The sequence below is a fragment of the Streptomyces sp. MS06 genome, from assembly GCF_047200655.1.
Taxonomy (GTDB): domain Bacteria; phylum Actinomycetota; class Actinomycetes; order Streptomycetales; family Streptomycetaceae; genus Streptomyces.
Genome location: NZ_JBJZOJ010000010.1, coordinates 32714 through 56843, shown reverse-complemented (window position 1 = coordinate 56843; position 24130 = coordinate 32714). Strand labels below are relative to the sequence as shown.

Genomic DNA, 24130 nt, shown 5'->3' with positions numbered 1-24130 from the left:
CGCCTCGATCGAGCACCACCACGACCCCGATCGAGCACGAGCCCGGCACCGCGCGCACCGCGACGGGCCGGGCAGGGCCGGCCGCCGGTCACCCGTCCGGGGCCCGGCGGTCGATCGGCCCGTCCCGCCCTGCCGTACCGCCGCCGTGCGGGCCCGGCTCCGGGGCAGCACCATCCGCCCACCCGGCATCCGGGACGCGACCGGCCGACCGCAGTCCCCCAGGGGCACGGGGCACGGAAGCGGCCCTGGCCACCACCTCCCGCAGCGATCACGACGGAGTTCCGATGACCACCACCGCCCCCCGCCCCGCGACCGCCTCGGGCCTCACCTTCCCACCGGCGTTCCGCTGGGGTGCCGCCACCGCCGCGTACCAGATCGAAGGCGCCGCCGACGAGGACGGCCGGACACCTTCCATCTGGGACACCTTCAGCAGGCGGCCGGGAGCCGTGCGCAACGGCGACACCGGGGACGTCGCCGCCGACCACTACCACCGCATGCGCGAGGACGTCGCGCTCATGGCCTCCCTCGGCCTGAAGGACTACCGCTTCTCCGTCTCCTGGCCCCGGGTGCAGCCCGCCGGCCGCGGCCCCGCTTCCGCCAAGGGCCTGGACTTCTACCGGGCGCTGGTCGACGAGCTCCTCGCCCAGGGCATCCGCCCCATGCTCACCCTCTACCACTGGGACCTTCCGCAGGAGCTGGAGGACGCCGGCGGCTGGCCCGAGCGCGACACCGCGTACCGCTTCGCCGACTACGCCGAGCTCGTCGCCGGGGCCCTCGGCGACCGCGTCCCGACCTGGACGACGCTGAACGAGCCCTGGTGCGCGGCCTTCCTGGGATACGCCGAGGGCGTCCACGCGCCGGGACGCACCGAACCGGCGTCGGCGCTGCGCGCGGCACACCACCTCAACCTGGCCCACGGCCTCGCGGTCGGCGCGCTGCGCGAGCTGACCGGCCCGGCGTCGGAGATCTCGCTCACGCTGAACCTCGCCGCGATCCGCCCGCTCAGCGACAGCCCCGCCGACGCCGAGGCGGCGCGGCGGATCGACGCGCTGGCCAACCGCGTCTTCCTGGACCCGGTGTTCCACGGGCGCTATCCCGAGGACCTCCGGGCGGACACCGCTCAGCTCACGGACTGGTCCTTCGTCCGGGACGGCGACCTGACGACCGTGTCCCGCCCCGTGGACAGCCTCGGCATCAACTACTACACCCCGACCGTCGTCGGCGCCGGCTCCCACCCGTTGCCCTCCCCGTGGCCCGCCGCCCAGGACCACGCCCGTTTCGCACCCGCCCCCGGGCCGCGCACCGCGATGGACTGGCCCGTGGACGCCGACGGCCTGTACGAGCTGCTGGTCAGGCTCCGGGACGAACTGCCCGGCACCGCGCTGCTCGTGACCGAGAACGGCGCCGCGTACGACGACTACGCCGACCCCGCCGGAGAGGTCCACGACCCCGAACGGATCACCTACCTCACCGCGCACCTCGGGGCGGTGCACCGGGCGCTCGCGGCCGGGGTGGACGTGCGCGGGTACTTCCTGTGGTCGCTGCTGGACAACTTCGAGTGGGCCTACGGCTACAGCAAGCGGTTCGGCATGGTGCACGTGGACTACGCCAGCCAGCGGCGCACGCCGAAGGACAGCGCCCTGTGGTACGCGAACGTCGTGGCCCGCGGCGGGCTCCCGCGGGGCTGACGCCCGTCGCCGGCGGCATGCGACGCCGGCCCGGACCGGTGGCGTGCGGGCCTGCGGCACAGCGCCACGGGTCCGGGCGGCACGGCGCCACGGGTCCGGGCGGCACGGCGTGCGGGGAAGGCCCGGGTGCGGCGGGAGACATCCGACGGAGAGCGCTCTCTGACCAGCCGCCCGGGCCCGTTCACCGGGGAGATACGCTGTTCCCGTACCCGAGAGGAGCGTTTCGTTGTCCGACCAGATCTCCGCGCGCCGTCCCACCCTGGAGGCCGTCGCGGCACGCGCCGGCGTGTCCCGGGCGACGGTCTCCCGGGTCGTCAACGGGGGCAGCGGTGTGCGCGAGCCACTGGTGGAGAAGGTGCGCCGCGCCGTCGAGGAGCTGGGGTACGTCCCGAACCAGGCGGCCCGCGCGCTGGTCACGCGCCGCACCGGGGCGGTCGCCGTCATCGCCGCCGAGCCGGAGACGACGGTCTTCACCAATCCCTTCTTCGCCCGGCAACTGCTCGGCATCAGCCGCGAGCTGGCCGGCCACGACCAGCAGCTGGTGCTGCTGCTGACGGAGGGGGCGGCCGACTACGACCGGGTGGGCCGCTACCTGGCCGGCGGTCACGTGGACGGCGCCGTGCTGTTCTCCCTGCACAACGACGACCCGCTGCCGGCCATCGTCCGCCAGGTGGGGATCCCGACCGTCTTCGGCGGCCGCCCCGGCTGGCCCGGAGCGGAGGCGGACCGCAGCATCCTGTACGTCGACTCGGACAACCGCGGCGGCGCCCGGGAGGCCGTGCGCCATCTGCTGTCGCTGGGGCGCTCCCGCATCGCCACCATCACCGGTCCGATGGACCAGACCGCGTCCGTCGACCGGCTGGACGGCTACCACGACATGCTCATGGACGCCCACCCCGAGCTCGTCGTCCAGGGTGACTTCTCGGAGGCGGGCGGCGCACGGGCGATGTCCGAGCTCCTGGACCGCGGGACCGAACCGGACGCGGTCTTCGTCGCGTCCGACCTGATGGCCGCGGGCGCGCTGCGCGTCCTTCGCGCCCGCGGACGCCGGGTGCCGGAGGACGTGGCCGTGGTCGGCTTCGACGACATGGCCGAGGTCGCCGAGCTGAGCGACCCGCCGTTGACCACGATCCGCCAGGACATAGAGGAGATGGGCCGGTTGATGGTGCGGCTGCTGCTGCGCAGCCTGGACCAGCGGACGCAGCCGGACGGTGCCGGCGGCCGCCCGCTGTCCTCGCTGATCATCCCGACCCGGCTGGTCCGCCGTACGTCGGCGTGAGCCGACTCCCCCACTGCGGCGCGGCCGGGCCGGACGCGCGGGTGCGGGGTTTCCAGCGGTGGGAGCCGAGGCGCCGCAGGTCGTCCGGGCGGCGGCGCTGCCTCAGTCGTCCAGCAGCCGGCGTCCTTCCCCCGCGGCGGCTCGTACCAGGACGTCGGCCAGCGCGGTGGGCTCGGAGAGCATCGGGAAGTGGCCGGTGTCCAACTCGAAGAAGGTGACCGCGGGCTCGGCGAGGTCGGCGAAGCGCGGATCACCGGTGGCGTACATGGCGCGGACGGCCGCCAGGGTGAGGCCGCCGGCCAGGCAGAGGACGCCGGTGGTGGGGATGTCCCGCCATGCGCCGGTGAGCGTGATCGGCTCGGTGAGCGTGCGTAGCGGATGCGGCCTGGCCAGCCGGCGGTGGCGCTGCCGCTCGGCCTCCGGCACGCGGTGGACCTCGTCGATACGGCTCGCCACGGGCAGGACGGCACCGTCGGCGCCGTCCAGCAGGTGCGGCATCAGGGTCACGGCGGACTCACCGGACTCGGGGGCGCCGGTGTCCACGAACACGATCCGCTCGACCCTGTCCGGCAGCCGGTCCGCAGCCGCGACCACGGGGAAGGCGGCGTAGCTGTGCGCCACCAGCACCACCGGCGTCCGCTGCGCCTCCAGCAGTTCGCGCAGGGCGTCCGCGTGCTCGGCCGCCCCGATGTCCGCGGGGTCCGCGTCGGTCCGGTGTTCGAGACCGGGCAGCGTGACCGCGATCGCCCGGTGTCCCCGGGAGGTCAGCCCCAGGGCCACGGCGTCCCAGGCCCACGCCCCCATCCACAGGCCGGGTACCAGTACAAACGTCGTCATGGAGACGGCTCCTTCGCTCGACTGCGCCTCGGGCAGGGAGCGTAGGTTCTCCCCTCGGGGGAGATTCCAGTGTCCGGGGGACCCGACGGGTGAGCGGGCGCCCGCGGTGGGGCGGGGCGGCAGCGCCCCACCGCGGGCGCCCGGTGCGTCCGGCCCCGGTGGCTCCGGGGCGCGACGCGGCACCCGCGGCACCGGTCCTGCGCCCCTGCCGGGGCGTCCGGGAGAGGGCGGTGCCGGAGGTGTCCGCCGTCCGGCGGGAACCGGTTCAGCGCTCCTCTCGCAGGCCCCAGGGGGAGCCGTACTCGGTCAGCAGGTCGAGGAAGGGGCGCGGCGGGAAGGCCTCGGGTCCGAGGACGCCCCGGCCCGACCATGCGCCGCGGGCCAGCAGCTCCAGGGCGACCACGGGGTTGACGGCGGTCTGCCAGACGACGGCCTGCGAGCCGTACTCGCGCATCGACCACTCGTTGTCGACGACGTGGTACAGGTACACCTCACGAGGCGCGCCCGCCCTGGTGCCCTTCACCCAGGTGCCGGCGCACGTCCTGCCGGTCATCCGGTCGCCGAGCGTGGACGGGTCGGGCAGGCAGGCTGCGACGACATCGCGCGGCGAGACGCGCACCGGACCGTCCGCGCCGGGCACGGTGACCGCGTCGGTGCGGTCCAGGCCCAGTTCGTGAAGGGTCTTCAGCTTTGCGATGAAGTCCTCGCCGAGGCCGTACTTGAAGGTGACGCGCCGCGCATCCACCCATCGGGGGATCAGCAGTACCTCCTCGTGCTCGACGTTGACGCACTCCACCGGGCCGATGCCCTCGGGGAAGTCGAACACCTCGGGCTCGCTGAACGGTGCCGTGGTGAACCAGCCGCGGTCCTTCTCGAAGACCACGGGCGGGTTGAGGCACTCCTCGATGGTGGTCCAGATGCTGAAGGACGGCGCGAAGTCGTACCCGGCGACGGTCAGGTCGGCACCGTCTCGCACGCCGATCTCCTCGATGTCGTCGAAGAGTTCGTCGGCGGCGTAGCGGGCGAAGACGTCGGACAGTCCCGGTTCGACGCCCATGCCCACCAACGCCAGCCGGCCGGCCTGCTCCCAGCGCTGCTCGAGCGCGAACTGCTCGTCGCCGAGCTTCACGCCGCACTGCTCGTAAGGGCTGAGGGCGTGCGGCGCCGACAGCGACATGGCCATGTCCATGTAGTCGGCGCCGGCGTCCAGGGCCGCCCCGAACAGCGGCATCACGAACCTGGGGTCGGTCGCGTTGAGCAGCACGTCGCAACGCAGCTCGGTGAGAACCCGCCGTACGGAGTCCCGGTCCGAGGCGTCCAGCCGCACCGCGCTGAACCGGTCGGCGTTCTCGCCCAGTGCGGCGACCGCGGCCTGGGCGCGCGCGAGGTCGTAGTCGGCCACCACCATGTGGGTGAGGAACTCCCGGCGAGCTGCGATCCGGGTGACGGCGGTCCCGACGCCACCCGCACCCACGAGAAGTACTCGCATGTCACACACCTTTCCTGCGGGAGGCACTCGCCCCCGGCGGCACCGATGGAACTGGACCGGACGAGACAAGGTCAACCCTGTTGGCATAAGGTGCCCGGTGGGGGCCGGGTCGGTGAGGATCGGTGAGGAGGCCGGGGCGTGGCGAAACAAGTGGTACCGGAGACGGCGCGCCGCAGGCGGCGGCCCACGCGAGGCGGCACCGTGCTGTCCGAGGAGATCATCGTGGGAACGGCGCTGCGCGTCCTGCGCGAGCACGGCAGCACCGGGCTCACGGCCCGCCGGCTGGGTGCGGCGCTGGGCGCCGACCCCAGCACGCTCTACCGCTACTTCGCCGGGATGGACGACCTGGTCCGGGCCATCGGGGACGAGCTGATGGGGCGGGCGCTGGAGAGCTGGAAGGCCACCGGCGACTGGCGGGAGGACCTGCGGGCCCTGGGCCTGGCCGTCCACGCGTCCTATCTCGCCCATCCGCAGGCCGCGGTACTCACCGCCAGCCGGGTCACGGGCCGGCCCCGGGAGATCGCGGTGGACGAGACGATCCTCGGCATCCTGCGCGCCGCGGGGCTGCCCGATACGGAGGCGGTCGCCGTCTACCACGCCTTCATCGATCAGAGCCTGGCATTCGCCGCACTGGACGCCGGCTCGCTGGCGCTGTCGGACACCGCCCGTACGGGGGACGAGAACATGTGGCAGTCCACGTACGCGCGGCTGCCGGCCTCCTCGCATCCGCACATCGCGGCGACGGCGCACCTGCTCAGCCGGCAGATGCCCCGCAGCGCCTATCCGGCGGTCCTGGAGATGCTGCTGGAGCACACCGCGGCACGGCTGAGCCGGTCCGGCCGGTGAGCCGGTCCGCCGACCGCAGCGGGCCCGCCGCCGCGCCTGCGACCCGGCGCGCCCCGGCGGGGCTCGGCGTCACGCCGCGGCGGCCGGTCCGCCGAGATGGGAGACCGCCGTCCGCCAGGCGGCCGTGACCGCGCCGTGGGCAGTCGCGGTGCGGGTGGCGCGGTCACCGCTGAGCAGCACCGGCCCACCGATGTGGACGTGCAGTGCGGGTCGGCGCAGCGGCGCGGTCGCGAGCCCCGCGAGCTGCTTCGCGGTGCTGCCGGAGGTGATACGGCGGGCCCCCGCCTGCCCGACGGGCACGACGGGTGCTCCGGTGCGCTCCGCCAGCCGGGCCAGACCGCTGCGGAAGGCCTCGGGCGCGGAGTCGGCGGCGTCGTCCCGACGCGGGAGGCGGCCTTCTCCGTAGAGCAGGACCTGCCGTCCGGCGTCCACGGCGGCCGCGGCCAGGTCGAGGCAACGGGCAGCGCGTGCGTCACCGCGGTGGACGGGGATGTGTCCCTCGCGGGCGAGCGCGCGGCCGAGCAGCGGGATACGCCACAGACCTGCGGCCGCCATGACGACCGGCTCGGTGCCGAGGCGGTGCAGGGCGGCGAGGACGACGGCCGGGTCGGCGAGCGAGGTGTGGTTGGCGACGATGATGCTGCCGGCGGCGGGGGCGGTACCGGTGTCGGTGGTGACGGTGAGTCGGCCCAGGGTCGGCAGCAGAGCGTGGGCGAGGCGGCTGAGCATGAGGTCTCCCGGTCGCGGGCGGTGACGATCTCCGTCCTGGCGGCCTCCATGGTGTACGGCCGGACGCGACCTGGCCTGAGCGCTCGTACTCAGTTTCGGTGGCTGCGGATACCCGGGGCGGATCAGCGGGTGGAGGGGTAGGTGGTCCAGGTGTAGCCGGGGTGGGCCGCGCCGTAGGCGGCGTTGGTCACGGCGCGGCTGGTGGTGCCCGGCTCGAAGCCGGTGGTGCCGGTCCACAGGTAGTTGCGGTTGGGGTTAGTGGAGCCGTGCACCGAGCAGTGGTAGGCGTCGCAGACGGTGAACCGCTCGCCCGCGATCATGCCCGCCGGGAGGGGGGACGGGACCTGCCCGGGCCGCAGAGGCCCCGGTTCGGGCAACGAGCGGTGGCCGTGTGCCGTCTGTGCCCTGAGGCGGGCTTCTATGCTGTGCCGTGCGGTGCGGGTCTGTTCGCCCCCTCCCAGCTGGTCGGTCATGCCGCACACCGACAACCACCGGTCCGACGTCGCCGCCCCGGCGCAGCGTGCCGGCACGTGCCGGGGCAGGCGGTCGCGCCGCGCTTCGGCTGCGGGTGGGCCGGGGAGACGTGGACGGAACGGCACACGGTGGCACGCGGTCGGCGCCGGCGCCGGACGAGTGGCAGGGGTGGACGTGTCGGGTCGCAGGAATCATCGTGTCGCCGTGCTCGTGCTGGAAGGGGCCAAGCCCCTCGACGTGGGCATTCCCGCGCAGGTGTTCTCCAACCGGCCGAGCATGCCCTACGAGGTGCGGATGTGCGGCGCCGCCCCCGGGTTGGTGTCGGGCGGGGACGGGCTGTCGTACCACGTGGCCGACGGGCTCGAAGCCCTGCAGCACGCCGACACGGTCTTCGTCCCCGGATACCGGGACCCGGCCGGCACCCGCCCGCCGGCCACGGTCGTCGACGCGCTGACGGCCGCCCACGAGCGGGGCACGCGGCTCGCGGCCATCTCCACCGGGGCCTTCACCCTGGCGGCGACCGGGCTGCTGGACGGCAAGCGGGCGACGACCCACTGGCACTACACCACCAGACTCGCCGAACGGCATCCGCGCGTCCGGGTGGACGGCAACGTGCTGTTCGTGGACGAGGGCGATGTGCTCACCTCGGCGGGTGCGGCCTCCGGCATCGACCTGTGCCTGCACCTGGTGCGCCGCGACCACGGGGTCGGACTCTCCCACCACGTGGCGCGGCGGCTGGTGGCGGCGCCGTACCGCAGCGGCGGGCAGGCCCAGTACGTTCCCCGCAGCGTGCCCGAACCGCTCGGCGACCTGTTCGCCGGCACGCGGGAGTGGGCGCTGGAGCACCTCGGGGAGCGGTTGACGCTGAGGACGCTCGCCCGGCACGCCCGGGTCTCCGAGCGGACGTTCTCCCGGCGCTTCGCCGAGGACACCGGCTACACGCCGATGCAGTGGGTGCTGCGCGCCCGCGTGGACCTGGCCCGTGAACTGCTGGAGCGCAGCGACCTGGGCGTGGAGCAGATCGCCGACCGCGTCGGACTCGGCACCGGGGCGAACCTGCGCGGCCACTTCCACCGCATCCTGGGCACCTCGCCCGCGGAGTACCGCCACACCTTCGCCGACTGACCTTGGCGCGATCCTTGCGGACCGTGGCGAAACAACTGGCGTCATCCTTGCGCAGCATGGCATTCCAGCCACTGCCCTCGCCGGGGGCACGCCCGGACCATGGACGGCGGACGCAAGGAACGGAAGGGGGAACCTCCGTGAACGCCGGTCCGCTCTGGCGGCGAACCGGCTCCCCGCCCTGCTCCGCGGGGGCTTCGCTTCTCCCCCGCAGGCGGGAGGTACCCCCGCCCCGGCCCGAAGGCCGGGCTATCCACGAAGGAGACCACCGATGACCCGCATCGCCGTCAACGGATTCGGCCGCATCGGCCGCAACACACTGCGCGCCCTCCTCGAACGCGGCAGCGACCTGGAGGTGGTCGCCGTCAACGACCTCACCGCGCCCGCGACGCTGGCCCACCTCTTCAAGTACGACAGCTCCGCGGGCCGCGTCGGCTACCCCGTGGAGGCGGACGGCACCGACCTGGTGGTGGACGGGCGCCGGATCGCGGTGCTGGCCGAGCGGGACCCCGCCGACCTGCCGTGGGCCGAGCTGGGCGTGGACGTCGTCCTGGAGTCGACCGGGCGTTTCACCTCGGCCGACGCCGCTCGCGCCCATCTCCGCGCCGGCGCCCGGCGGGTGCTGGTGAGCGCCCCCTCCGCCGGCGCCGACGTCACCCTGGCCTACGGGGTGAACACGGAGGCCTACGACCCGGCCGGACACGTCGTCGTCTCCAACGCCTCCTGCACGACGAACGCTCTGGCCCCGCTGGCCTCCGTGCTGGACGATCTGGCCGGCATCGAGCACGGGTTCATGACCACGGTGCACGCCTACACGCAGGAGCAGAACCTGCAGGACGGTCCGCACCGCGACCTGCGCCGCGCCCGCGCGGCGGGGGTGAACATCGTCCCCACGACCACCGGGGCCGCCAAGGCCATCGGCCTGGTGCTCCCCCGGCTCGACGGCCGGCTGTCGGGCGACTCGATCCGGGTGCCGGTGCCGGTGGGCTCGCTGGTCGAGCTGAACACGACGGTCTCGCGCGAGGTCACCCGGGACGAGGTGCTCGCGGCCTACCGTGCCGCGGCCGACGGACGGTTGAAGGGGATCCTCGAGTACGCCGACGAGCCCCTGGTGTCGACCGACATCACCGGCCGGCCGGCGTCCTCCGTCTTCGACGCGGCCCTCACCCGGGTCGACGGCAGGCACGTGAAGGTGGTGGCCTGGTACGACAACGAATGGGGCTTCTCCCACCGCGTCGTCGACACCCTGGAACTGCTCGCCCGGGCCTGAGTCAGGGGCCCGGTGCGGCCCTCGGCCCGGCCCGGAAGGCGGGGTGCGGCCCCGGCCGGGCCGGCGGTCCGCCCGCGGGCCCGCCGTCGGCCGGGGGAAGGTGTCGCCGGGCGGGGGAGGCCGGCGAGCCCGGTCGGTGACGCCCTCGTCCTCCCGCTGGTCGACAAGGCGGTCCCGGAGTGGCAGGCCACCCGGCCGCCGGGGCAATGGGGGCGCACGACGCCACGTTGGGCCGCCGGCGTGCTCCCCGTGCCCGGCTGTACCGGGCGTTTCCGCGAGCGGCGCCGGGTATCTCCCCCGCAGTGCCCACGGCGGCCGGACGGGACGGCGCCCGACCGCCCTCCCGGGAGGTGGAGGAGACATGACCGACCCCAGCGGCCTGGAGCCCGTCGCGACGTTCTGCGGGAACTGCGACTGCGGTTGCCCCCGGCTGTACGTCGACGCCGACGCCCCGGCGGAGCGCAGGATCGTACTGACCGACGACTTCGGGCAGCGCGTGCAGATGAGCGCCGACCAGTTCTCCTCGCTCGTCGTCGACGCGAAGGCCGGCAGGCTCGACGGCGTCGCGCTGCCCTGACGCCCGTTCGCCCGAGGACGGACCGCGGATCGGAGCCAACGGGCCTCCCGCTGCCTGCGGGGAGGCGGGTGCCGGGCAGCGGCGTCAAGAAGAGGGGGTGGGGACGTGCGACCGGGTGACGCACACATGCACGGAACGATGACCATGCCGTGGCTGCCGGACTGGCTGCGGATCGTCTGGGCGGTGGCGTACGGGGGCGTGGTGGTGCTGCATCTGCGGCATGCGCGGACCATGGCCGGACAGCACCGCTGGTGGCATGCCGGACACACCGGCATGGCGCTGGGAATGCTGCTGATGTACCTGTTCCCGCGCGGCGGCCACGAGGGTCCGTACCGGGCGGGCGCGGTGCTGTTCGGGGCTCTGGCCGCGGCGGCCTTCGCCGTCGCGGTGGCCGGACGGCGCGGCGGCGGAGCGTTCACCGCGGCCTGGGCGGCTTCGGCGGTGGACATGGCGGCCATGGCGTTCATGCTGCTGCCGGCCGGCTCGCGGCCGCCCGCGATCAGCGCGGCGTTCGTGGTCTGGCTGGTCGGCGAGTCGGTCGTCTGGCTGTCCGGAGTGGGGACGCGGGCGCCCGCCGCGGCGCCGGCCGCCGAGGCCGCGGTGATCCCCGTGCCCGCTGGTGGGATGCCTGCGGGCAGCGCGGCGGGCGCCGCTGCCGGGGCGGGCAGACCGATGCCGTCGGGCAGGCCGGTGCAGTCGGGCGGGCCGGTGCAGTCGGGCGGGCCGGGGGCGGCCGTTCGGCCGGCGGGCCGCGCGTCGGCGCATCACGCACTCGGCGTCCGGGTCAGCCTGGCCGTGATGGCCGTGGGAATGGCCTACATGCTGGCCGTGATGTGACACCGGCGGGGTCCTCGGCATCCGGACCGCTCCTCCCGGCCCGGTCGGGCGGGAGCACGGCCGCGGCGTCCGGAGCGGCTACCGTGCCAGGGCGGCCGCGCCGGCGTTCAGGGGCTGCGGAGGGCCGAACCGGACGGGGACTCCGGGCGCGTACAGGACGCTGGCGGGTGCTCCGCGGACCGGGGTGAGCCCGGCGGCGGCGACAAGGGACTCGTCGAGGCCGAGCAGCGCGCAGCGTCGGAACGTCCACGCGGGGTGGCGCTGCGGCATGTGGTAGGTGGTGCCGCGTACACGGGCGTGCAGGCCCCAGCGGTTGGTGAGGAACTGCTCGAGCGGGCTCGGGGTCGCGGGCGTGTCGTCGACGTCGATCCAGACCCGGGCCGCCGGCCGGGCACCCCGCCGCCCGCGGACCCGGTAGATGAGCCGGTGGTCGAACCACCGCCGGGAGATGGCGGACCAGCGGTAGGGCAGCCCGAGGCCGGCGCGGGCGGCGAGTACGGGCAGCAGCCGGTCGCAGTCCAGCGAGCGGAACACCACCGCGCGGCGCCCCTGGCGGTCCCTGCTGTACAGGCGGACGTTGACCTCGTTGAACTCGCCCAGATAGGGCAGGGCCGGGGTGGGACCGAGGCTGAGGTGCTGCATGCGGAAGAAGACGAGGCCCACGTACGCCCGCCCGTGGTGGAGGTCGGGCGCGGTGCCCGCCGGCAGCAGGCGAGCCACCTCGAACGGGTCCGCCTGCCAGTGCAGGAAGACCAGGTCGCGCCAGTACTGCCGGGTCACCGCCCGGCGCACCGGGCGGGGCGGCGGGACCGGTGTGACGTCCTCCGCGGCACCGGTCGTCCGCCCGGAGGCGCGCCCGGGCCCGCGTCCCGGGCCCGCGTCCTCAGCCACGACGGTCCGTCCCGGACCGCGCCAGGTCGTCGACGATGCGGTCGACGGCCTCTTCGACCGTGTTCCCCCGCGGAAACCTCGGCGGGGTTCCGGCGACGGCGCGTGCGGCGAAGCCGGACTCCGTGTGCGGCAGTCGGATGTCCAGTACGGCCGGTCCGGTCCGCCGCCGCTCCCGGCGGACCGCGGCCAGCCAGGCCGCCAGGGCCGTCTTCGCCGCCGCGTAGTCCGCCATGCCCACCGGAGCGGCGTCGACGACGACCCCGGTGACCCCCGCGACGGCGCCGGACGGCGCGACGGCGCGCAGTCCGGCACGCAGGAAGGCCATCGGGGCGAGGGAGTTGACCGCGAAGAGATGTTCGGCGACGGTGTCGCTCGTGTCCGAGGCCGGACCGAAGGCGGGGACGCCGACACACACGACGACGGCGTCGAGGCCTCGCAGGGCGGAAGCGGCACGCGGAACGGTGTCGGCGCAGCAATCCAGGTCGTAGGCGTCGAAGCGGAACGCCGGAGCGTCGCCGCACGCCTTGGCGGCGCGCTCCAGGGCGGCCGGGTCGCGGCCCGCGACGGCGACGCGGGCTCCGAGCCCGTGCAACCTCTCGGCGAGCGCGCCGCCGATCGCACCGGTGGCGCCCGGCACCAGGATGCGTGCGCCGTCGATGTCCATTCCGGACCTCCTGTCCGTGGGATGCGATGCGGGGAGCCGCCGGGGGGATACGCAGGCACCGGGTCGAGCGGCGCCCGGCGGGCGGGCGGCGGCCGCCGGTGTCACTCGGGCCGCCCGGTCAGCGGCCGGGGCGCGGCCGCACCGGGCCCGGCCGCACCGGGCCCGGCCGCACTGGGCGCGGCGGCCAGCTCGCGCCGCCTGTCGCGGTCGCGGGCGGCCAGCGACTCGCGGGCCGCCTCGCGGGGGTGGCGGCGACGCCAGTACGGGTTGTCGTGCGGCAGCTTGCTCGACACCCGCCCGTACATGCCGAAGGTGAGCAGCAGGAGCGCCATGACGAAGGTGAAGATGACGTTGGTCATGCCGAAGTCGAAGATGTTGGCCGACCGGTCGAGGATGAACAGGTGCCCGTAACCGCTGATCAGGAACAGGGCTCCGACGGTCAGGTTCAGGGTCGAGGCGAAGTTGCCGCCGATGGCGGCGCCGACGAGGAGCAGGAGCCCGAAGACGACCGAGATCAGACTCAGCAGGCCGTTGGTGGACATCCCGGCGATCCGGGTGCCGTCGGTGTCGAAGGGGCTGAGCTCGTCCGCGAATCCCAGGCAGCCGAACACCAGCAGGATCAGCCCGCACAGTCCGGCACCGTAGCGGTAGACCGCGGCCAGTCGGTGGTCGACGGGAAGCTCGTCGCGCAGCTTCATGGCTCTCTCCTCTCGATGGTGGGGCGGCGATCCTCGATCGGACCGGAGCCTCACCCGGTTTGCTCCCTTTTCTCCGCACAGGCGGAGAAAGGTTGCATCGTTTTCGCGCGACTTCCGTCTTCGCGTGACCCCCTCCCTTCCGGTTCCGGACACCTCGCGCCCGTTCGGACCGGGCGCCGCCTGCATCCGCAGTCCGGCCGAGCGGGGAAGACGGTTGCGAGAGAGCGCGCGGCGCCGCGGGCACCGGGCCGGGGCCGCACTCGCACGGAGAGGATGTTTCGGTGTCATGAACCGACCACCTGCCACCCCCGCCACGGCTGCGCCGCGCGCACCCGTGACCCCTCGGGCGCCGAAGCGCCCTCGGCCGGAGCCGCCGAGATGGACGTGACCGCCGCGGGTGGGCACGAGGTGGGCGTGACCACCGGTGTCCTCGCCCGCAGGCTCGGCGTCTCCCCCACGACGCTGCGGTCCTGGGACCGGCGCTACGGGCTGGGCCCGGCCGCCCGGGTCCGGGGCCGCCACCGGCGCTGGACTCCGGCGGACGTCGCGATGGTGCGGGAGATGTGCCGGCTCACCGCGGCGGGCGTCCCCCCGGCCGAGGCCGCCCGCGCCGCCAAGCAGCAGATCCCCGGCGGCGTGATCGGCGGCCCGATCGGCGGCGGGCCGCCCGTCGAGTCCGGCCCGGCGGGACCCGAGCGGGCGGCGGCCCACCGCTCGGCGCGGCCGGCGCCGACCGCGCCGACCGCGCCGCCCGCTCCGACCGGGCGCCGTTCGCACTCGGGCAGCGGCCTGCCCCTGGGGGACGTGCGCAGGGAGGGGCGCGGGCTCGCCCGCGCGGCCGTCCGGATGGACGGCGCCGCCGTACAGGAGCAGGTGACGGCGGCGATCGCCGCGTACGGGTTGATCGACGCCTGGGAGACCGTGCTGGCTCCGACCCTGCGGGCGGTCGGACGCAAGTGGGAGTCGACCGAGGACCGGTACGTGGAGGTCGAGCACCTGCTGTCCTGGCACATCTCGGCCGCGCTGCGTCATGTCTACGTCGAGTCCTCGCTGCGCCGGGGGGCGCTGGAAACCCCGCCGGTTCTGATCGCCTGCCTCCCCGGCGAGCAGCACAGCCTGCCCCTGGAAGCCCTCGCGGCCGAGCTCTCCACCCGCGGCCTGCCGGTGTCGATGCTGGGCGCCTGCGTGCCCGCCGAGGCCCTGATCGCCGCGGTGGGGCGCATCGGGCCGGAGGCGGTCGTGCTGTGGTCGCAGTCCAGATCCACCGCGGACGTCGCCCTGGCACGCCACCTGTCCGAGACGCAGTGGGGTGTGCGCGGGGCGCGCACGCACTGCCGGGTGCTGCTGGGCGGCCCCGGCTGGGGGCTTCGCACGGCACCGCGCCTGCTGCGGCCGCGCGGGCTGCGGGAGGCGGTCGCGATGGCGTCGGGAGCCGGCGACGCCCGCCACACCGCGGGGGAGGCGGTGGACACGGGAGGGTGAACGCGCACCGCGCCGGCGGGCGCGAGGAACGGCCCCACCGCGTCGTGGTGCCGAAGCGCTCCCGCGTGAGGCCTCACGCGGAACGGGCGACCTGCTTCTCCTCCAGGCAGCGGCCGAGCCGGTGCAGTCCCCGGCGGGCGTGGCTCTTGACGGTGCCGAGCGGCCATCCGGTCACACGGGAGATCTGCGTCTGTGTCAGGTCGTCGTAGAAGGTGAGGCTGAGGACGCGGCGCTGCGCCTCGGGAAGCGTCGCCATCGCCTGCCGGATCACGACCCGGTCGAGGACGCCCTGCTGCTCCGAGGTCTGCTGCCGGGCGCCGAGCACGAGGACGGCTCCGGCGGCGGCCACCAGCTCACCGCGCCTGGTGCGGGCGGACAGCGCGTCCGCCACCTTGCGGCGGGTGATACCGACGAGCCACGCGGACAGCGCCCCGCGCGCCGGGTCGAAGCCCGCGCGGCCGCGCCAAGCGGCCAGGAACACGTTCTGTGCGACGTCCTCCGCCTCGCCGGCGTCCCCGAGCGAGCGCCGGGCCAGCGCGTAGACCAGGGGTTTCCAGGCCCGGTGGACGTCCGCCAGCGCGGTTTCGTCACCCCGGGCGAAACGGGCGGCGAGTTCCTCGGCGGCGCGCGGATCGATCCGCGCCGGCTTCGGGACGGTCGGGCCGGCGGTGTCGGGGCGGGTTGTGTGCGGTGCGGTCATGGCTGCCATTCCCGGGTCGGGCGAACGGTCCCGCGCCATACGCGGGGCCGGCGGACGCATCGGGCGCCACCGCCTCCACCACCGTCACGCGAAACGATGCAGTGCTACAACTCGCATCGTCCTTGCATCGTTTTCTGCATCCGCCTCGCCGGGTCCCCGGGAAGGGAGGGCGTGGCCCGGCCCGGCTGCTCCCCGGCCCGGCGGACACCACAGTCCCACCTGACCCGGGAGGCACCGTGCACGACTCGACCGACACACCCCGCTCAGCGCAGACCGGCCACCGGGCTCCGCGGACCCACCTGACCCTGACGGTGGTCCTCTTCGTCAGCGGCGCGGAGGCGCTGCCGCTCAGGGCCCGTTTCGCCTACGACACCGCCGATCCGCTCGCGATCCGCATGGGTTTCCTCGACGCCCCCGACGAGGTGCGGCCCTGGGCCTTCTCCCGCGACCTGCTGTACACCGGGTTGCGGACCCGGGCCGGCGAGCACGCCGTACAGGTGTGGCCGCCGTGCAGGTGCCACTCCACCACGATGGTCCGCATCGTGCTGCGCGGCGGAGGGGCGGCTGCGGTGCTGTACGTTCCCGCCGCCGAGCTGAAGAGCTGGCTGGAGGAGACCTTCGCCCTGGTGCCCGTCGGCGAGGAGGGCGCGCACCTGCGCCTCGACGAGTCGCTGGAGGAGCTGCTGCGGCAGCGGTGACCCCGGGCCTCCGCTCTCCGGGCCGCCCTCGTCCGCCACGCCCGGTGCGGGGCCGGGGCGGCCGGGGTGCGGGGCGGCCGGGTGCGGGACGGCCGGGTGCGGGGCGGCCTGGGTGGGGCGGCCGGGTGCGGGGCGCCGCAGTCGGCCGAGGGCGGCCGACCGGCGACCGCGTCCCGCCGCGCGAGGGTGACGCGCGCGAAGATCACTCGTTTGACCTACGGAGCGATCACCGCCGTCGTCCCCCCACCCACCCGGAAGAGCGAAACGATCATGCAGATGCGCCGGCCGCCGTCCACCGCCCCCGGCTCGGGCATGCTCGACCTGGAGCACGCGGAGTCCGCGCTGCTGGAGCACTACGTCCGGCTGGTGCGACTCGTCCACCTGACACTGCCCGTCTCCCTCGGCCAGCACCGGCGCGTCCTGACCGCACACGGCATCGTGCAGGGCGCGCTGCCCCGCCGCGACCTCCGCGTACCGTGGCCCCGCCACGACTCCGGCCCCGAGGACGGCGGGGCGTACGGCGTACTGCGGCTCAGGGTGCTGCGGCGCGCGGCCCTGGCCTGCGGCCACCGGTCGGGGCTGCCCGCCCTGTTCCCCCGGTGGCGCGCCCTGCGCCGCGGCCGGCTTCCGTCGGTGTGGGGGCTGCGCGTGTTCCCGCAGGTCGGAGGTGCGGACGAGCTGGTGCTGGACCGCGAGCTGGGCCGCAGCACCTGGCCGGTCCGGGCGGCCTTCGCCCTGTTGTCCCTGGAGGACCTGCCTGCGGTCGAGGCCGGTGAGGTACTCCGGGCGATCGGGGTTCGGGACGTCGCGGGGGCGCTGACCGCGGCGCGCGCGCTGATCGCCGGGAACGGGCGGGCCCGGGACGCCCCGAAGGCGGCGCCGGCACGCGCGGGTTCCCCGGCGCTCGGCGGGCCCGACCCCTGCCTGCTGCACGCCCGGCCCACCGATCTGCTGCGCCGCCGCCACCGGGTGCGCACGGCGGCCGCGGCCCTGGTGCTGGTCCTGGCCGGCCTCGCCGGCGCGGCCGGCGCGGCACTGCCGCACGGTGCGGGGTCCGGCACGCAGGATGCCCGCCCGGCGTCCCGGACCGCCGGTGCCGCGCGGCAGCAACTGCTGCGCTCGCCCGCCGACGCGTGGACGCACACCGCCCAGCTCGACTTCGCCGTCTGGCCCGCGCGCGGGCGGCGCACCGGGGACCGGGCGCTGCTGGCCCGAGCGGTACGGGCCTGGACCGATCCGTCGTGGCGGGGACACCGATCGGTGGCACCGGGTGCCGCACACCACGGGACGGGGTCGGCATCCCGCCTGCTCTTCGCGGACGACGTCGACGGCCGCGCGGTGGTCGTGCTGCAGGACGGTGTGCAGACCGTGCGCTACAGCGAGCCCCTGCACGGCGGCACGCCCGAGGTGGCCGTCGCCCGGACCGAGGGCGCGGACATCACCACCGCGGCAGCGGTCGTGGTGTCCCGCTCCGCCGGAGCCGAGCGGTTGCTGCTGGCCCCGTGGATCGCGGAGGCGGGCATCCGCGACCTGCTCGCGCCGGACCGCCTCCCCCGCCGGCTCGACCGCGCCGACGACGGCGTCACCGCACCGATCGCCGTGCCCCCGGCCGGCGGCTCCTGCCGGACGCTGCCGGTCGTCCAGTTGCGCTCCTCCCCACGGGTCGCGGAGAACCACGCATTCCTGCTCGCCGATCTCGGCGAACTCGTACCGGCACATCTGACGTACATGCCCGCGCCCCGCCCCGGGGTGCGCCCGCGATCACCGAGGGAGGCGACGGGGCAGCGCGGTCTGCTCGCCTGGGCGGAGTCCGCCTGCCGGTTGAACGTGCTGCGCGGACAGGGGGTGCGGAGCGTGAACCACTGGGTGTTCGCCGAGCAGGCGCTGCCCGAGGGGGCCGGATCCGCCACCTGGGTCTGCGCCCGCGCGGACACCTGGCGCGGAACGGGCAGTGTGGAGTACCTGTTCGTGCCGCCGGGTCGCGTTCCCGCGCGGCTCACCGGGCGGCGGCGGGACACGGCGCAGTGCAGCCGTTTCGGGCAGAACGTGATGGCTCACACGGTGTGGCGCGGTCCGTCGGGAGACCCTTACCTGCTCGCGGCGGGCAGCCGCAGGGTGGCTCGCATCGAGGTGTCCGCTCCCGTGCGGGCGACCGCCGAGGGCCGGTTCCTGGCCGTCCGGGCGGACCGCCCCGGTGCGGTCCGGGTCACCGGTTGGCTGGCGGACGGCGAACGGGCCGGATCGGGCGGGTGAGGCGTCGGCCGCCCCACCGCTGCCGACGAGGCGGCCGGGACGGCGCGCCGCATCAGCCGGCCGGAGCCTGGCCGCCGCGCCCCCTGCCGCTGTTCGCCCTTGCGCGCGGCAGGGGTACGGTCCCGGTCGGCCGCAGTGCCGACCGGCCGCGGGACCGACCGGCCGCTGCGCGCACCCGGCGCACGACGGCGTCGCGCTCCGTCAGTCGGGGCGGTGGAAGTAGTGCCCCTTGTCGAGGTCCTCCACCAGGGTCGGACCCGTCGGCTCCCAGCCCAGCAGTTCGCGGGTCAGGGTGGACGACACCGGGCTGTCCAGGCCGAGCAAGCCGCTGAGCCAGGTGAAGTGCTCGGCTGCGGCCTCCGGGGCCACCGCCGTGACCGGGACGTTCAGCCCGCGGCCGATCGCCTCGGCGATCTCGCGGATCGGCACCCCCTCCTCCGCGACACCGTGCAGCACCGAGCCTGCGGGCGCCCGCTCGACCGCCAGCCGGAACAGGCGGGCCGCGTCGAGGCGGTGCACGGCCGGCCAGCGGTTGGCGCCGTCACCCAGGTAGCCGGAGACGCCCGTGGCGCGCGCCACGGCGACCAGGGCCGCCATGAATCCGTGGTCGCCGTCGCCGTGGCAGGTCGGCGACAGCCGCACCACCGAGGAGCACACCCCGCGGTCGGCCAGGTCGAGGGCTGCCACGGAGGTGGCGGCACGGACGGACATCGGCGAGTCGTCGATGGCGGGCAGGTCCTGCTCGGTCGCCGTCCGTCCGAGCAGGAGTCCCATGACCCCGGAGGCCAGGACGAAGGGGCGGTCGGTACCGGCCAGGGCCTCGCCGAAGGTGTCGACGGCGCGGCGGTCGGCCTCTGCGGCGCCGCGGAAGTCACCGCTGAAGGCGATGTCGTGCTTGAACGCGAGGTGGATCACCCCGTCCGAGGAAGCGGCGGTGGTCCCGAGGACGTCGAGGTCGTCGACGGTGCCCCGGACGACCTCGGCCCCGGCGTCGGCGAGAGCGGCCGCGGAGGTCTCGGATCGGGCGAGTCCGACCACCCGGTGTCCCGAGTCGATGAGGTCGGGTACGACGGCGGATCCGAGCCAGCCGGAAGCACCGGTCACGAAGATGCGCATGGGAGAGCCCCAAACATTGATGTCAGTTCCTGTCATCAACGCTAGCAGGTGATGACAGGCACTGCCATCACGTAGGATCTGCGCCATGGGCAGATGGGAGCCGAACGCGCGCGGGCGCCTGGCACGGGCGGCACTGGAGCTCTACAGCGAGCGCGGGTACGAGCAGACGACGGTGGCGGAGATCGCCAAACGGGCGGGCCTGACCGAACGGACCTATTTCCGGCACTTCGCGGACAAGCGCGAGGTGTTGTTCGACGGATCGCACTCCCTGCAGGCGCTGCTGGTGGCCGCGGTCGCCGAGGCCCCGGCGTCCGCGGCGCCGATCGACGCCGTGGCGGCGGGGCTCGATGCGCTGGCCGGGGCGTTCGCGGACCGCCACGAGCACGCCCGCCGCCGGCAGGCCGTCGTCGCGGCGAACCCGGAACTCCGGGAACGGGAGCTGATCAAACTCGCCTCGATGTCGGCTGCACTCGCGGACGCACTGCGCCGCCGCGGCACCGCCGAACCCGCCGCCAGCCTGGCGGCGGAGGCGGGTGTCGCCGTGTTCAGGGTCGGATTCGAGATCTGGGTGGCGTCCGCCGAGGCGTGCGACATGGCGCAGGTGCTGCGGGACGGGCTGGAGGAGTTGAGGGCCGTGACCGCGCACGGCCGGGCGGGTGCGGCCCGCGCCTGACAGCGAGGATGTACGTGAGCGTTCTCCGGCGGGGTCTGACCCAACGCCTGACTGACTCAGGGTCCTGAACGGGATCTTTCGGCTCTGTCCGGGGGACGCTCGCTCCGGCGAGGGCGTCCGGGTCCTGTCCGAGGGTGCCCGGGCCGAGCGGGCCGGGGAGGGCGACCAGGCGGCGAGCCCGTCGACCGCTCCCCCGCAGCAGCGTGACCGGGCGGTCCCCTGCAGGGACGGTCAGGAGGTGGCCGCCTTGCGTTCGGTCTCGGTGAGGGGCGGGCCCTGCAGGTACGCCCGCCTCGGTCCGAACAGCATGGGAACGAGCATGTCGGGTGAGAACAGCCGGGCGGCCGGCTTCTCCAGGCTCATCACGTCCAGCAGGGCTCCCAGGGCACGGGGGTTGCGGGCGCCCGTCGCCACCGCGCGGTCGACGTAGCGGGAGAGCAGGCGTTCCACGACCGTGGGAGGGGTGTCGCAGGCGCCGGGGTAGAACGCGTCCTGGCCGACGGCCAGGTCCCAGGCGGCGCCGACCGGCCGTGCGACCGCGCGCTGGACACGGCGTGCGGCGCCCGTGGCCGTCGGGCCGGTACGGCGCAGGGCGTCCCGGGCGGCCAGGGCGCACTGGGCGGAGACGGTGAGGCCGTGGCCGTAGACGGGGTTGTATCCGGCGACGGCGTCGCCGAGGACCGCGAAGCCTTCGGGCCAGCGTGCGACCCGCTCGTAGTAGCGGCGCCGGTTGCCGGTGGCCCGGGTGGTGGCGACGTCCCCGAGCGGGACGGCGCCCTGGATGAGTTCGCCGATGACCGGGTCGTCCAGTCCGAGGGCGAACTCGGTGAACGCTTCGGGGTCGCCGCTGGGCTCACCGCCGCGGGTACCCGACAGGGTGACGATCCAGCGGTCGCCCTCGACGGGGAGGACGATACCGCCGCGCCCGGGCGCCTTGGCGGGGTTCGCCTGCACGTTGACCAGGGGGAAGCCGATGCCGCGGGTGGCGGCGGGGGCCCGGAAGATCCGGGTGGCGTAGGCGACGCCGGCGTTGACCTCGCGTTCGGTGACGACGGGCAGGCCCAGTTCGGCGAGCCAGCGGGGCGCCCGCGAACCGCGTCCGGAGGCGTCGACGACCAGATCGGCACTCAGGGCGGCGACCTCGCCGTCGGCGGTGCGCAGCCGCACCCCGGTGACGCGGGAGGCGTCACCCGTGAGGTCGAGGACGGTGACCTCCTCTCGGAGCGTGATGCGCTGGTCCGCCAGGACCCGGTCGCGCAGCACGTGGTCGAGCAGGTCCCGGGAGCACACCAGGTTGCGGTGGCGGGTGGCGGTGAAGCGGCGGAACCAGACCTCGCTGGGCGCCCGGGAGACCATGTCGCCCATGATGTGGACCAGGCGCGCGCCGCGGGAGACGATCTCGTCGACCACTCCGGGCAGCAGTGCGTCGAAGGCCCGCACTCCGCCGCTCCACACCAGGTGGGCGTGGCGGGCCTGGGGGACGCCGCGGCGCGGCCCGGGGCCGTCCGGCAGCCGGTCCCGTTCGACCACGGTGACGTCGGCGAACTCGGTGAGCGCGGCGGCGGCGAGGAGGCCGCTGGCACCGGCGCCTATGACGAGGGCCGTCGGGCGGCCGGCGGTGGCTGTCTCAGGCATGGTTCAGGCTTTCTGTACGGGTGGCCCGCCGGTGGACGCACTCGACGGTCCGAGGATGGTGCAGGGCGTGGGAGATGGCCGGGATGTGGTCGTTCACCGCCGTGCCGAGCTGCGTGGCACGGGTACGCTCCGGAACCGGGCTGCCCGTCCGGTAGGCGTCGATGGCGGCACGCACGGCGACGGCTCCGGCCAGGCCCGGTGCGAGGTGGTCGCCGTGGGCGGTGCGTGCCGCCCGCAGGGCGCGCTGGTGGAGCTCGTCGTCGAGGTACGGGCCGAGCATGCGCAGGGCGTCGTGGATGCGCTGCTGTCGCTGCATCAGGCGCAGGTCGAGCGGCGCCCACAGACCGAACCGGGCCGTCGCGGCGGCCGGCGCGAGGACGCGTACCGCGCGCCAGAGCGGGCCCAGCCTGCGGTAGTCGCGCCGGTCGCGCAGCCACTTCTGCAGGAACGGTCCTGCTTGGGGGACGATGAAACCGGTCGCGACGAGCGCGGCCTCCAGCAGGGCGAACGGGGGCGCCGCCTCGGTACTCAGCACGTCCCAGTCGTTTCCGGACCAGCGGGCGCCGATCGCGGCCGCCTTCGCGGTGTCGAACACCAGGCCCGAGGCGAAGCCGAGTTGGAGGAGGACGACGCCGGCCTTGAGCCAGCGGTCCCCCACCTCGGGGAACCACCTCCACAGCATGGACGCCGCCACCAGGGACGACACCATGTGCGCGGCGATGTAGAGCAGGATGTGCTCGCTCATCCAGGGGGTTCTGGCGTAGTAGGTGTCCAGGTCGTAGACGCGCGGTGTGGGGACGTCGGCGCGCAGGAACGTCAGCCAGAGGGCGGCGACGACGCCGGCGTAGATCTGGTAGATGCGGCGTATCCGGCGCCGGCGCAGCTCGGACGGCTCCTCGCGCCAACGCATGATCATGGTGAGTCCGGTGGCGCAGAAAGCGGTCAGGAAGGAATACGCCGACGGAGCCGCGATGTTGGGTATGCCCGTCAGCGTGTTCAACCGCTCGATGTTGGCCGGGGTGACGACCACGAGGACGGCGGTGGCCCAGGTCAGCAGCAGGGTGGTGGCGCGGACGTCGGGGTCGCGCCAGGCTCGCAGGAAGGTCGGGAACTTCAGCGCGAGGGCCAGTGCGAGCAGCACCGTCGGCACGGTGTAGGAGACGTGGAAGGAGGGGTCCGTCACAGGAGGCGCCCGCCGCGGTTGCTCAGCGACAGGTTGATGCGTCCCTCCACGGTGGCGGGGCTGAACGGTCCCCGCGCGTAGCGGCCCTTCATCCAGGTGCGCACCTCACGGGCGAAGAGCAGGCCGAAGGTCTCGGCGTCGACCTCGGCGTCGGCGGACGATCCCGCGCGGGCCGCGACCGCGAGGACGGCGTCGCGGTTCACTTCGCGGGTGGCGAGGATGTGCTCCCCGGCGCGGCGGATCGCGTCGGGGTCCTCCTCGGCGCTCCGGGTCCGTGCCGCGGCCGGCAGGCCCGCCACGTGGTGTCCGCAGTCGCCCTGCTCCTCGTGCCAGAGCTCGTGGCCGAGGATGACGAGTTGCGCCTCGGGCACGGTGCGCTCCTCCACCACGAGCAGGGAGCGGTCTCCGCAGTCCAGGCGCATGCCGGAGACCGGGATGTCGGGTGGGAAGGACCGGAAGACGAGTTGCACCGGGCGCCCGGCGCGCACGCTCATGGCCCGGCAGAACTCCTCCATGAGCACGCGTGGTTCGGCCGGCCTGCGCACGGACCGGGCGGCCTCGCGTCCGAGTTCGGCGAGCACGGACTTCATGGCCCTGGTGCTCACCGTCGGGTGCTCCCTTCCGCAGGCACCACGGAACGCACGACGCCCTCGATCAGCCGCTCCAGTTGCTCGCGGGTCAGCGAGGCGTGCACGCCCGGACCGGTGGCCCGTACCCCGTACCGGTCCATCGGCGCCCGCACGGGGTCGCTGCCGGGGTTCTCCGGTCTGCGCACGACGGGCAGGAGCGTCTGGTCGAGCGCCTCGTCCGCGCGCGCGGTGAGGACGGCCCCGCCCGTCCGCCGACCGGCCGGCAGCGCCCGGATCGTACGCTCCGGCAGTGCCGTCCGCGCGGCGAGCACCCGCGGATCCAGCAACTCGCCCTCTGCCAAACGGTGTTCGTGGATCAGCATGCGCAATCGCTGCAGTGTCCCAGGCAGCGGCGGGCAT

The 24130-nt window shown here is 74.8% G+C and carries 24 protein-coding genes; 11 read left to right on the top strand and 13 right to left on the bottom strand.

The window, feature by feature from the left end; genetic code table 11:
* Positions 1-284 precede the first annotated feature (284 nt).
* Both ACL02U_RS07210 and ACL02U_RS07205 read left to right on the top strand, forming a co-directional pair.
* Positions 285-1688 (top strand): GH1 family beta-glucosidase, encoded by a 1404-nt coding sequence (locus ACL02U_RS07210; RefSeq protein WP_412789815.1) that lies wholly within the window; start codon positions 285-287, stop codon positions 1686-1688.
* Between the two features lie 226 nt (positions 1689-1914).
* A complete protein-coding gene (locus tag ACL02U_RS07205) occupies positions 1915-2967 on the top strand; it encodes a LacI family DNA-binding transcriptional regulator (protein WP_412789814.1) in 1053 nt (350 codons plus the stop codon).
* A 102-nt stretch (positions 2968-3069) separates the two neighbouring features.
* Here ACL02U_RS07205 and ACL02U_RS07200 read toward each other — a convergent pair whose 3' ends face one another.
* Positions 3070-3804 carry an alpha/beta fold hydrolase gene (locus tag ACL02U_RS07200; RefSeq protein ID WP_412789813.1) on the bottom strand — a complete coding sequence of 245 codons (735 nt, stop codon included), beginning with the start codon at positions 3802-3804 and terminating at the stop codon, positions 3070-3072.
* A gap of 265 nt (positions 3805-4069) precedes the next feature.
* Entirely contained in the window at positions 4070-5293 is a 1224-nt protein-coding gene (locus ACL02U_RS07195) for a saccharopine dehydrogenase family protein (RefSeq protein ID WP_412789812.1), read from the bottom strand.
* Between the two features lie 138 nt (positions 5294-5431).
* Between ACL02U_RS07195 and ACL02U_RS07190 the strand changes: the two genes are divergently transcribed.
* A complete protein-coding gene (locus ACL02U_RS07190) occupies positions 5432-6139 on the top strand; it encodes a TetR/AcrR family transcriptional regulator (RefSeq protein WP_412789811.1) in 708 nt (235 codons plus the stop codon).
* Between the two features lie 69 nt (positions 6140-6208).
* Here the strand turns inward: ACL02U_RS07190 and ACL02U_RS07185 are convergent, their stop codons facing one another.
* The gene (locus tag ACL02U_RS07185; protein ID WP_412789810.1) at positions 6209-6868 is read right to left on the bottom strand and encodes a lysophospholipid acyltransferase family protein; all 660 of its coding nucleotides are present in this window, start codon (positions 6866-6868) and stop codon (positions 6209-6211) included.
* Between the two features lie 122 nt (positions 6869-6990).
* Complete coding sequence (locus ACL02U_RS07180; RefSeq protein WP_412789809.1) at positions 6991-7341, bottom strand: alkaline phosphatase family protein; 351 nt, start codon at positions 7339-7341, stop codon at positions 6991-6993.
* Positions 7342-7516: 175 nt separating this feature from the next.
* On the opposite strand from ACL02U_RS07180, the gene ACL02U_RS07175 reads away from it, so the two are divergent.
* The 4 genes from ACL02U_RS07175 to ACL02U_RS07160 all read left to right on the top strand — a co-directional run bounded on the left by ACL02U_RS07175 (position 7517) and on the right by ACL02U_RS07160 (position 11148).
* Positions 7517-8467: a GlxA family transcriptional regulator gene (locus ACL02U_RS07175; RefSeq protein WP_412789808.1), complete on the top strand. Its 951-nt coding sequence runs from the start codon at positions 7517-7519 to the stop codon at positions 8465-8467.
* Positions 8468-8735: 268 nt separating this feature from the next.
* Positions 8736-9734 carry a type I glyceraldehyde-3-phosphate dehydrogenase gene (gene gap / locus ACL02U_RS07170; RefSeq protein ID WP_412789807.1) on the top strand — a complete coding sequence of 333 codons (999 nt, stop codon included), beginning with the start codon at positions 8736-8738 and terminating at the stop codon, positions 9732-9734.
* Between the two features lie 361 nt (positions 9735-10095).
* A complete protein-coding gene (locus ACL02U_RS07165; RefSeq protein ID WP_412789806.1) occupies positions 10096-10311 on the top strand; it encodes a hypothetical protein in 216 nt (71 codons plus the stop codon).
* A gap of 138 nt (positions 10312-10449) precedes the next feature.
* Entirely contained in the window at positions 10450-11148 is a 699-nt protein-coding gene (locus ACL02U_RS07160; protein ID WP_412789805.1) for a hypothetical protein, read from the top strand.
* Between the two features lie 78 nt (positions 11149-11226).
* On the opposite strand, the gene ACL02U_RS07155 is transcribed toward ACL02U_RS07160, so the two are convergent.
* From ACL02U_RS07155 to ACL02U_RS07145, 3 genes are all read right to left on the bottom strand, one after another.
* A complete protein-coding gene (locus ACL02U_RS07155) occupies positions 11227-12039 on the bottom strand; it encodes a YqjF family protein (protein ID WP_412789804.1) in 813 nt (270 codons plus the stop codon).
* Positions 12032-12703 carry an SDR family NAD(P)-dependent oxidoreductase gene (locus tag ACL02U_RS07150; RefSeq protein ID WP_412789803.1) on the bottom strand — a complete coding sequence of 224 codons (672 nt, stop codon included), beginning with the start codon at positions 12701-12703 and terminating at the stop codon, positions 12032-12034. Before ACL02U_RS07150 ends, ACL02U_RS07155 begins: the two co-directional genes overlap by 8 nt.
* A 101-nt stretch (positions 12704-12804) precedes the next feature.
* Positions 12805-13401 (bottom strand): DUF4383 domain-containing protein, encoded by a 597-nt coding sequence (locus tag ACL02U_RS07145; protein ID WP_412789802.1) that lies wholly within the window; start codon positions 13399-13401, stop codon positions 12805-12807.
* Between the two features lie 378 nt (positions 13402-13779).
* On the opposite strand from ACL02U_RS07145, the gene ACL02U_RS07140 reads away from it, so the two are divergent.
* Positions 13780-14883 carry a MerR family transcriptional regulator gene (locus tag ACL02U_RS07140; RefSeq protein WP_412789801.1) on the top strand — a complete coding sequence of 368 codons (1104 nt, stop codon included), beginning with the start codon at positions 13780-13782 and terminating at the stop codon, positions 14881-14883.
* 73 nt (positions 14884-14956) lie between these two features.
* Here ACL02U_RS07140 and ACL02U_RS07135 read toward each other — a convergent pair whose 3' ends face one another.
* A complete protein-coding gene (locus tag ACL02U_RS07135; RefSeq protein WP_412789800.1) occupies positions 14957-15583 on the bottom strand; it encodes a sigma-70 family RNA polymerase sigma factor in 627 nt (208 codons plus the stop codon).
* A 236-nt stretch (positions 15584-15819) separates the two neighbouring features.
* Here ACL02U_RS07135 and ACL02U_RS07130 point away from each other — a divergent pair, with 236 nt between their 5' ends.
* Complete coding sequence (locus tag ACL02U_RS07130; RefSeq protein ID WP_412789799.1) at positions 15820-16281, top strand: SsgA family sporulation/cell division regulator; 462 nt, start codon at positions 15820-15822, stop codon at positions 16279-16281.
* A gap of 210 nt (positions 16282-16491) precedes the next feature.
* The gene (locus ACL02U_RS07125; RefSeq protein WP_412789798.1) at positions 16492-18534 is read left to right on the top strand and encodes a hypothetical protein; all 2043 of its coding nucleotides are present in this window, start codon (positions 16492-16494) and stop codon (positions 18532-18534) included.
* Between the two features lie 201 nt (positions 18535-18735).
* On the opposite strand, the gene ACL02U_RS07120 is transcribed toward ACL02U_RS07125, so the two are convergent.
* A complete protein-coding gene (locus ACL02U_RS07120; RefSeq protein WP_412789889.1) occupies positions 18736-19650 on the bottom strand; it encodes an SDR family oxidoreductase in 915 nt (304 codons plus the stop codon).
* A gap of 85 nt (positions 19651-19735) precedes the next feature.
* Between ACL02U_RS07120 and ACL02U_RS07115 the strand changes: the two genes are divergently transcribed.
* Positions 19736-20323 (top strand): helix-turn-helix domain-containing protein, encoded by a 588-nt coding sequence (locus ACL02U_RS07115; RefSeq protein WP_412789797.1) that lies wholly within the window; start codon positions 19736-19738, stop codon positions 20321-20323.
* Positions 20324-20554: 231 nt separating this feature from the next.
* Here ACL02U_RS07115 and ACL02U_RS07110 read toward each other — a convergent pair whose 3' ends face one another.
* From ACL02U_RS07110 to ACL02U_RS07095, 4 genes are read right to left on the bottom strand one after another with little or no spacing between them, the layout of a single operon-like run.
* Positions 20555-21958, bottom strand: coding sequence for an NAD(P)/FAD-dependent oxidoreductase (locus tag ACL02U_RS07110; RefSeq protein WP_412789796.1), 1404 nt, complete (start codon positions 21956-21958; stop codon positions 20555-20557).
* Positions 21951-23141, bottom strand: a complete 1191-nt coding sequence (locus tag ACL02U_RS07105) for an MAB_1171c family putative transporter (RefSeq protein WP_412789795.1) — start codon at positions 23139-23141, stop codon at positions 21951-21953. The genes ACL02U_RS07110 and ACL02U_RS07105 overlap by 8 nt, the downstream gene beginning before the upstream one ends.
* Positions 23138-23746 carry a toxin gene (locus ACL02U_RS07100; RefSeq protein WP_412789794.1) on the bottom strand — a complete coding sequence of 203 codons (609 nt, stop codon included), beginning with the start codon at positions 23744-23746 and terminating at the stop codon, positions 23138-23140. Before ACL02U_RS07100 ends, ACL02U_RS07105 begins: the two co-directional genes overlap by 4 nt.
* Complete coding sequence (locus ACL02U_RS07095; protein WP_412789793.1) at positions 23743-24093, bottom strand: hypothetical protein; 351 nt, start codon at positions 24091-24093, stop codon at positions 23743-23745. Before ACL02U_RS07095 ends, ACL02U_RS07100 begins: the two co-directional genes overlap by 4 nt.
* Positions 24094-24130 lie beyond the last annotated feature (37 nt).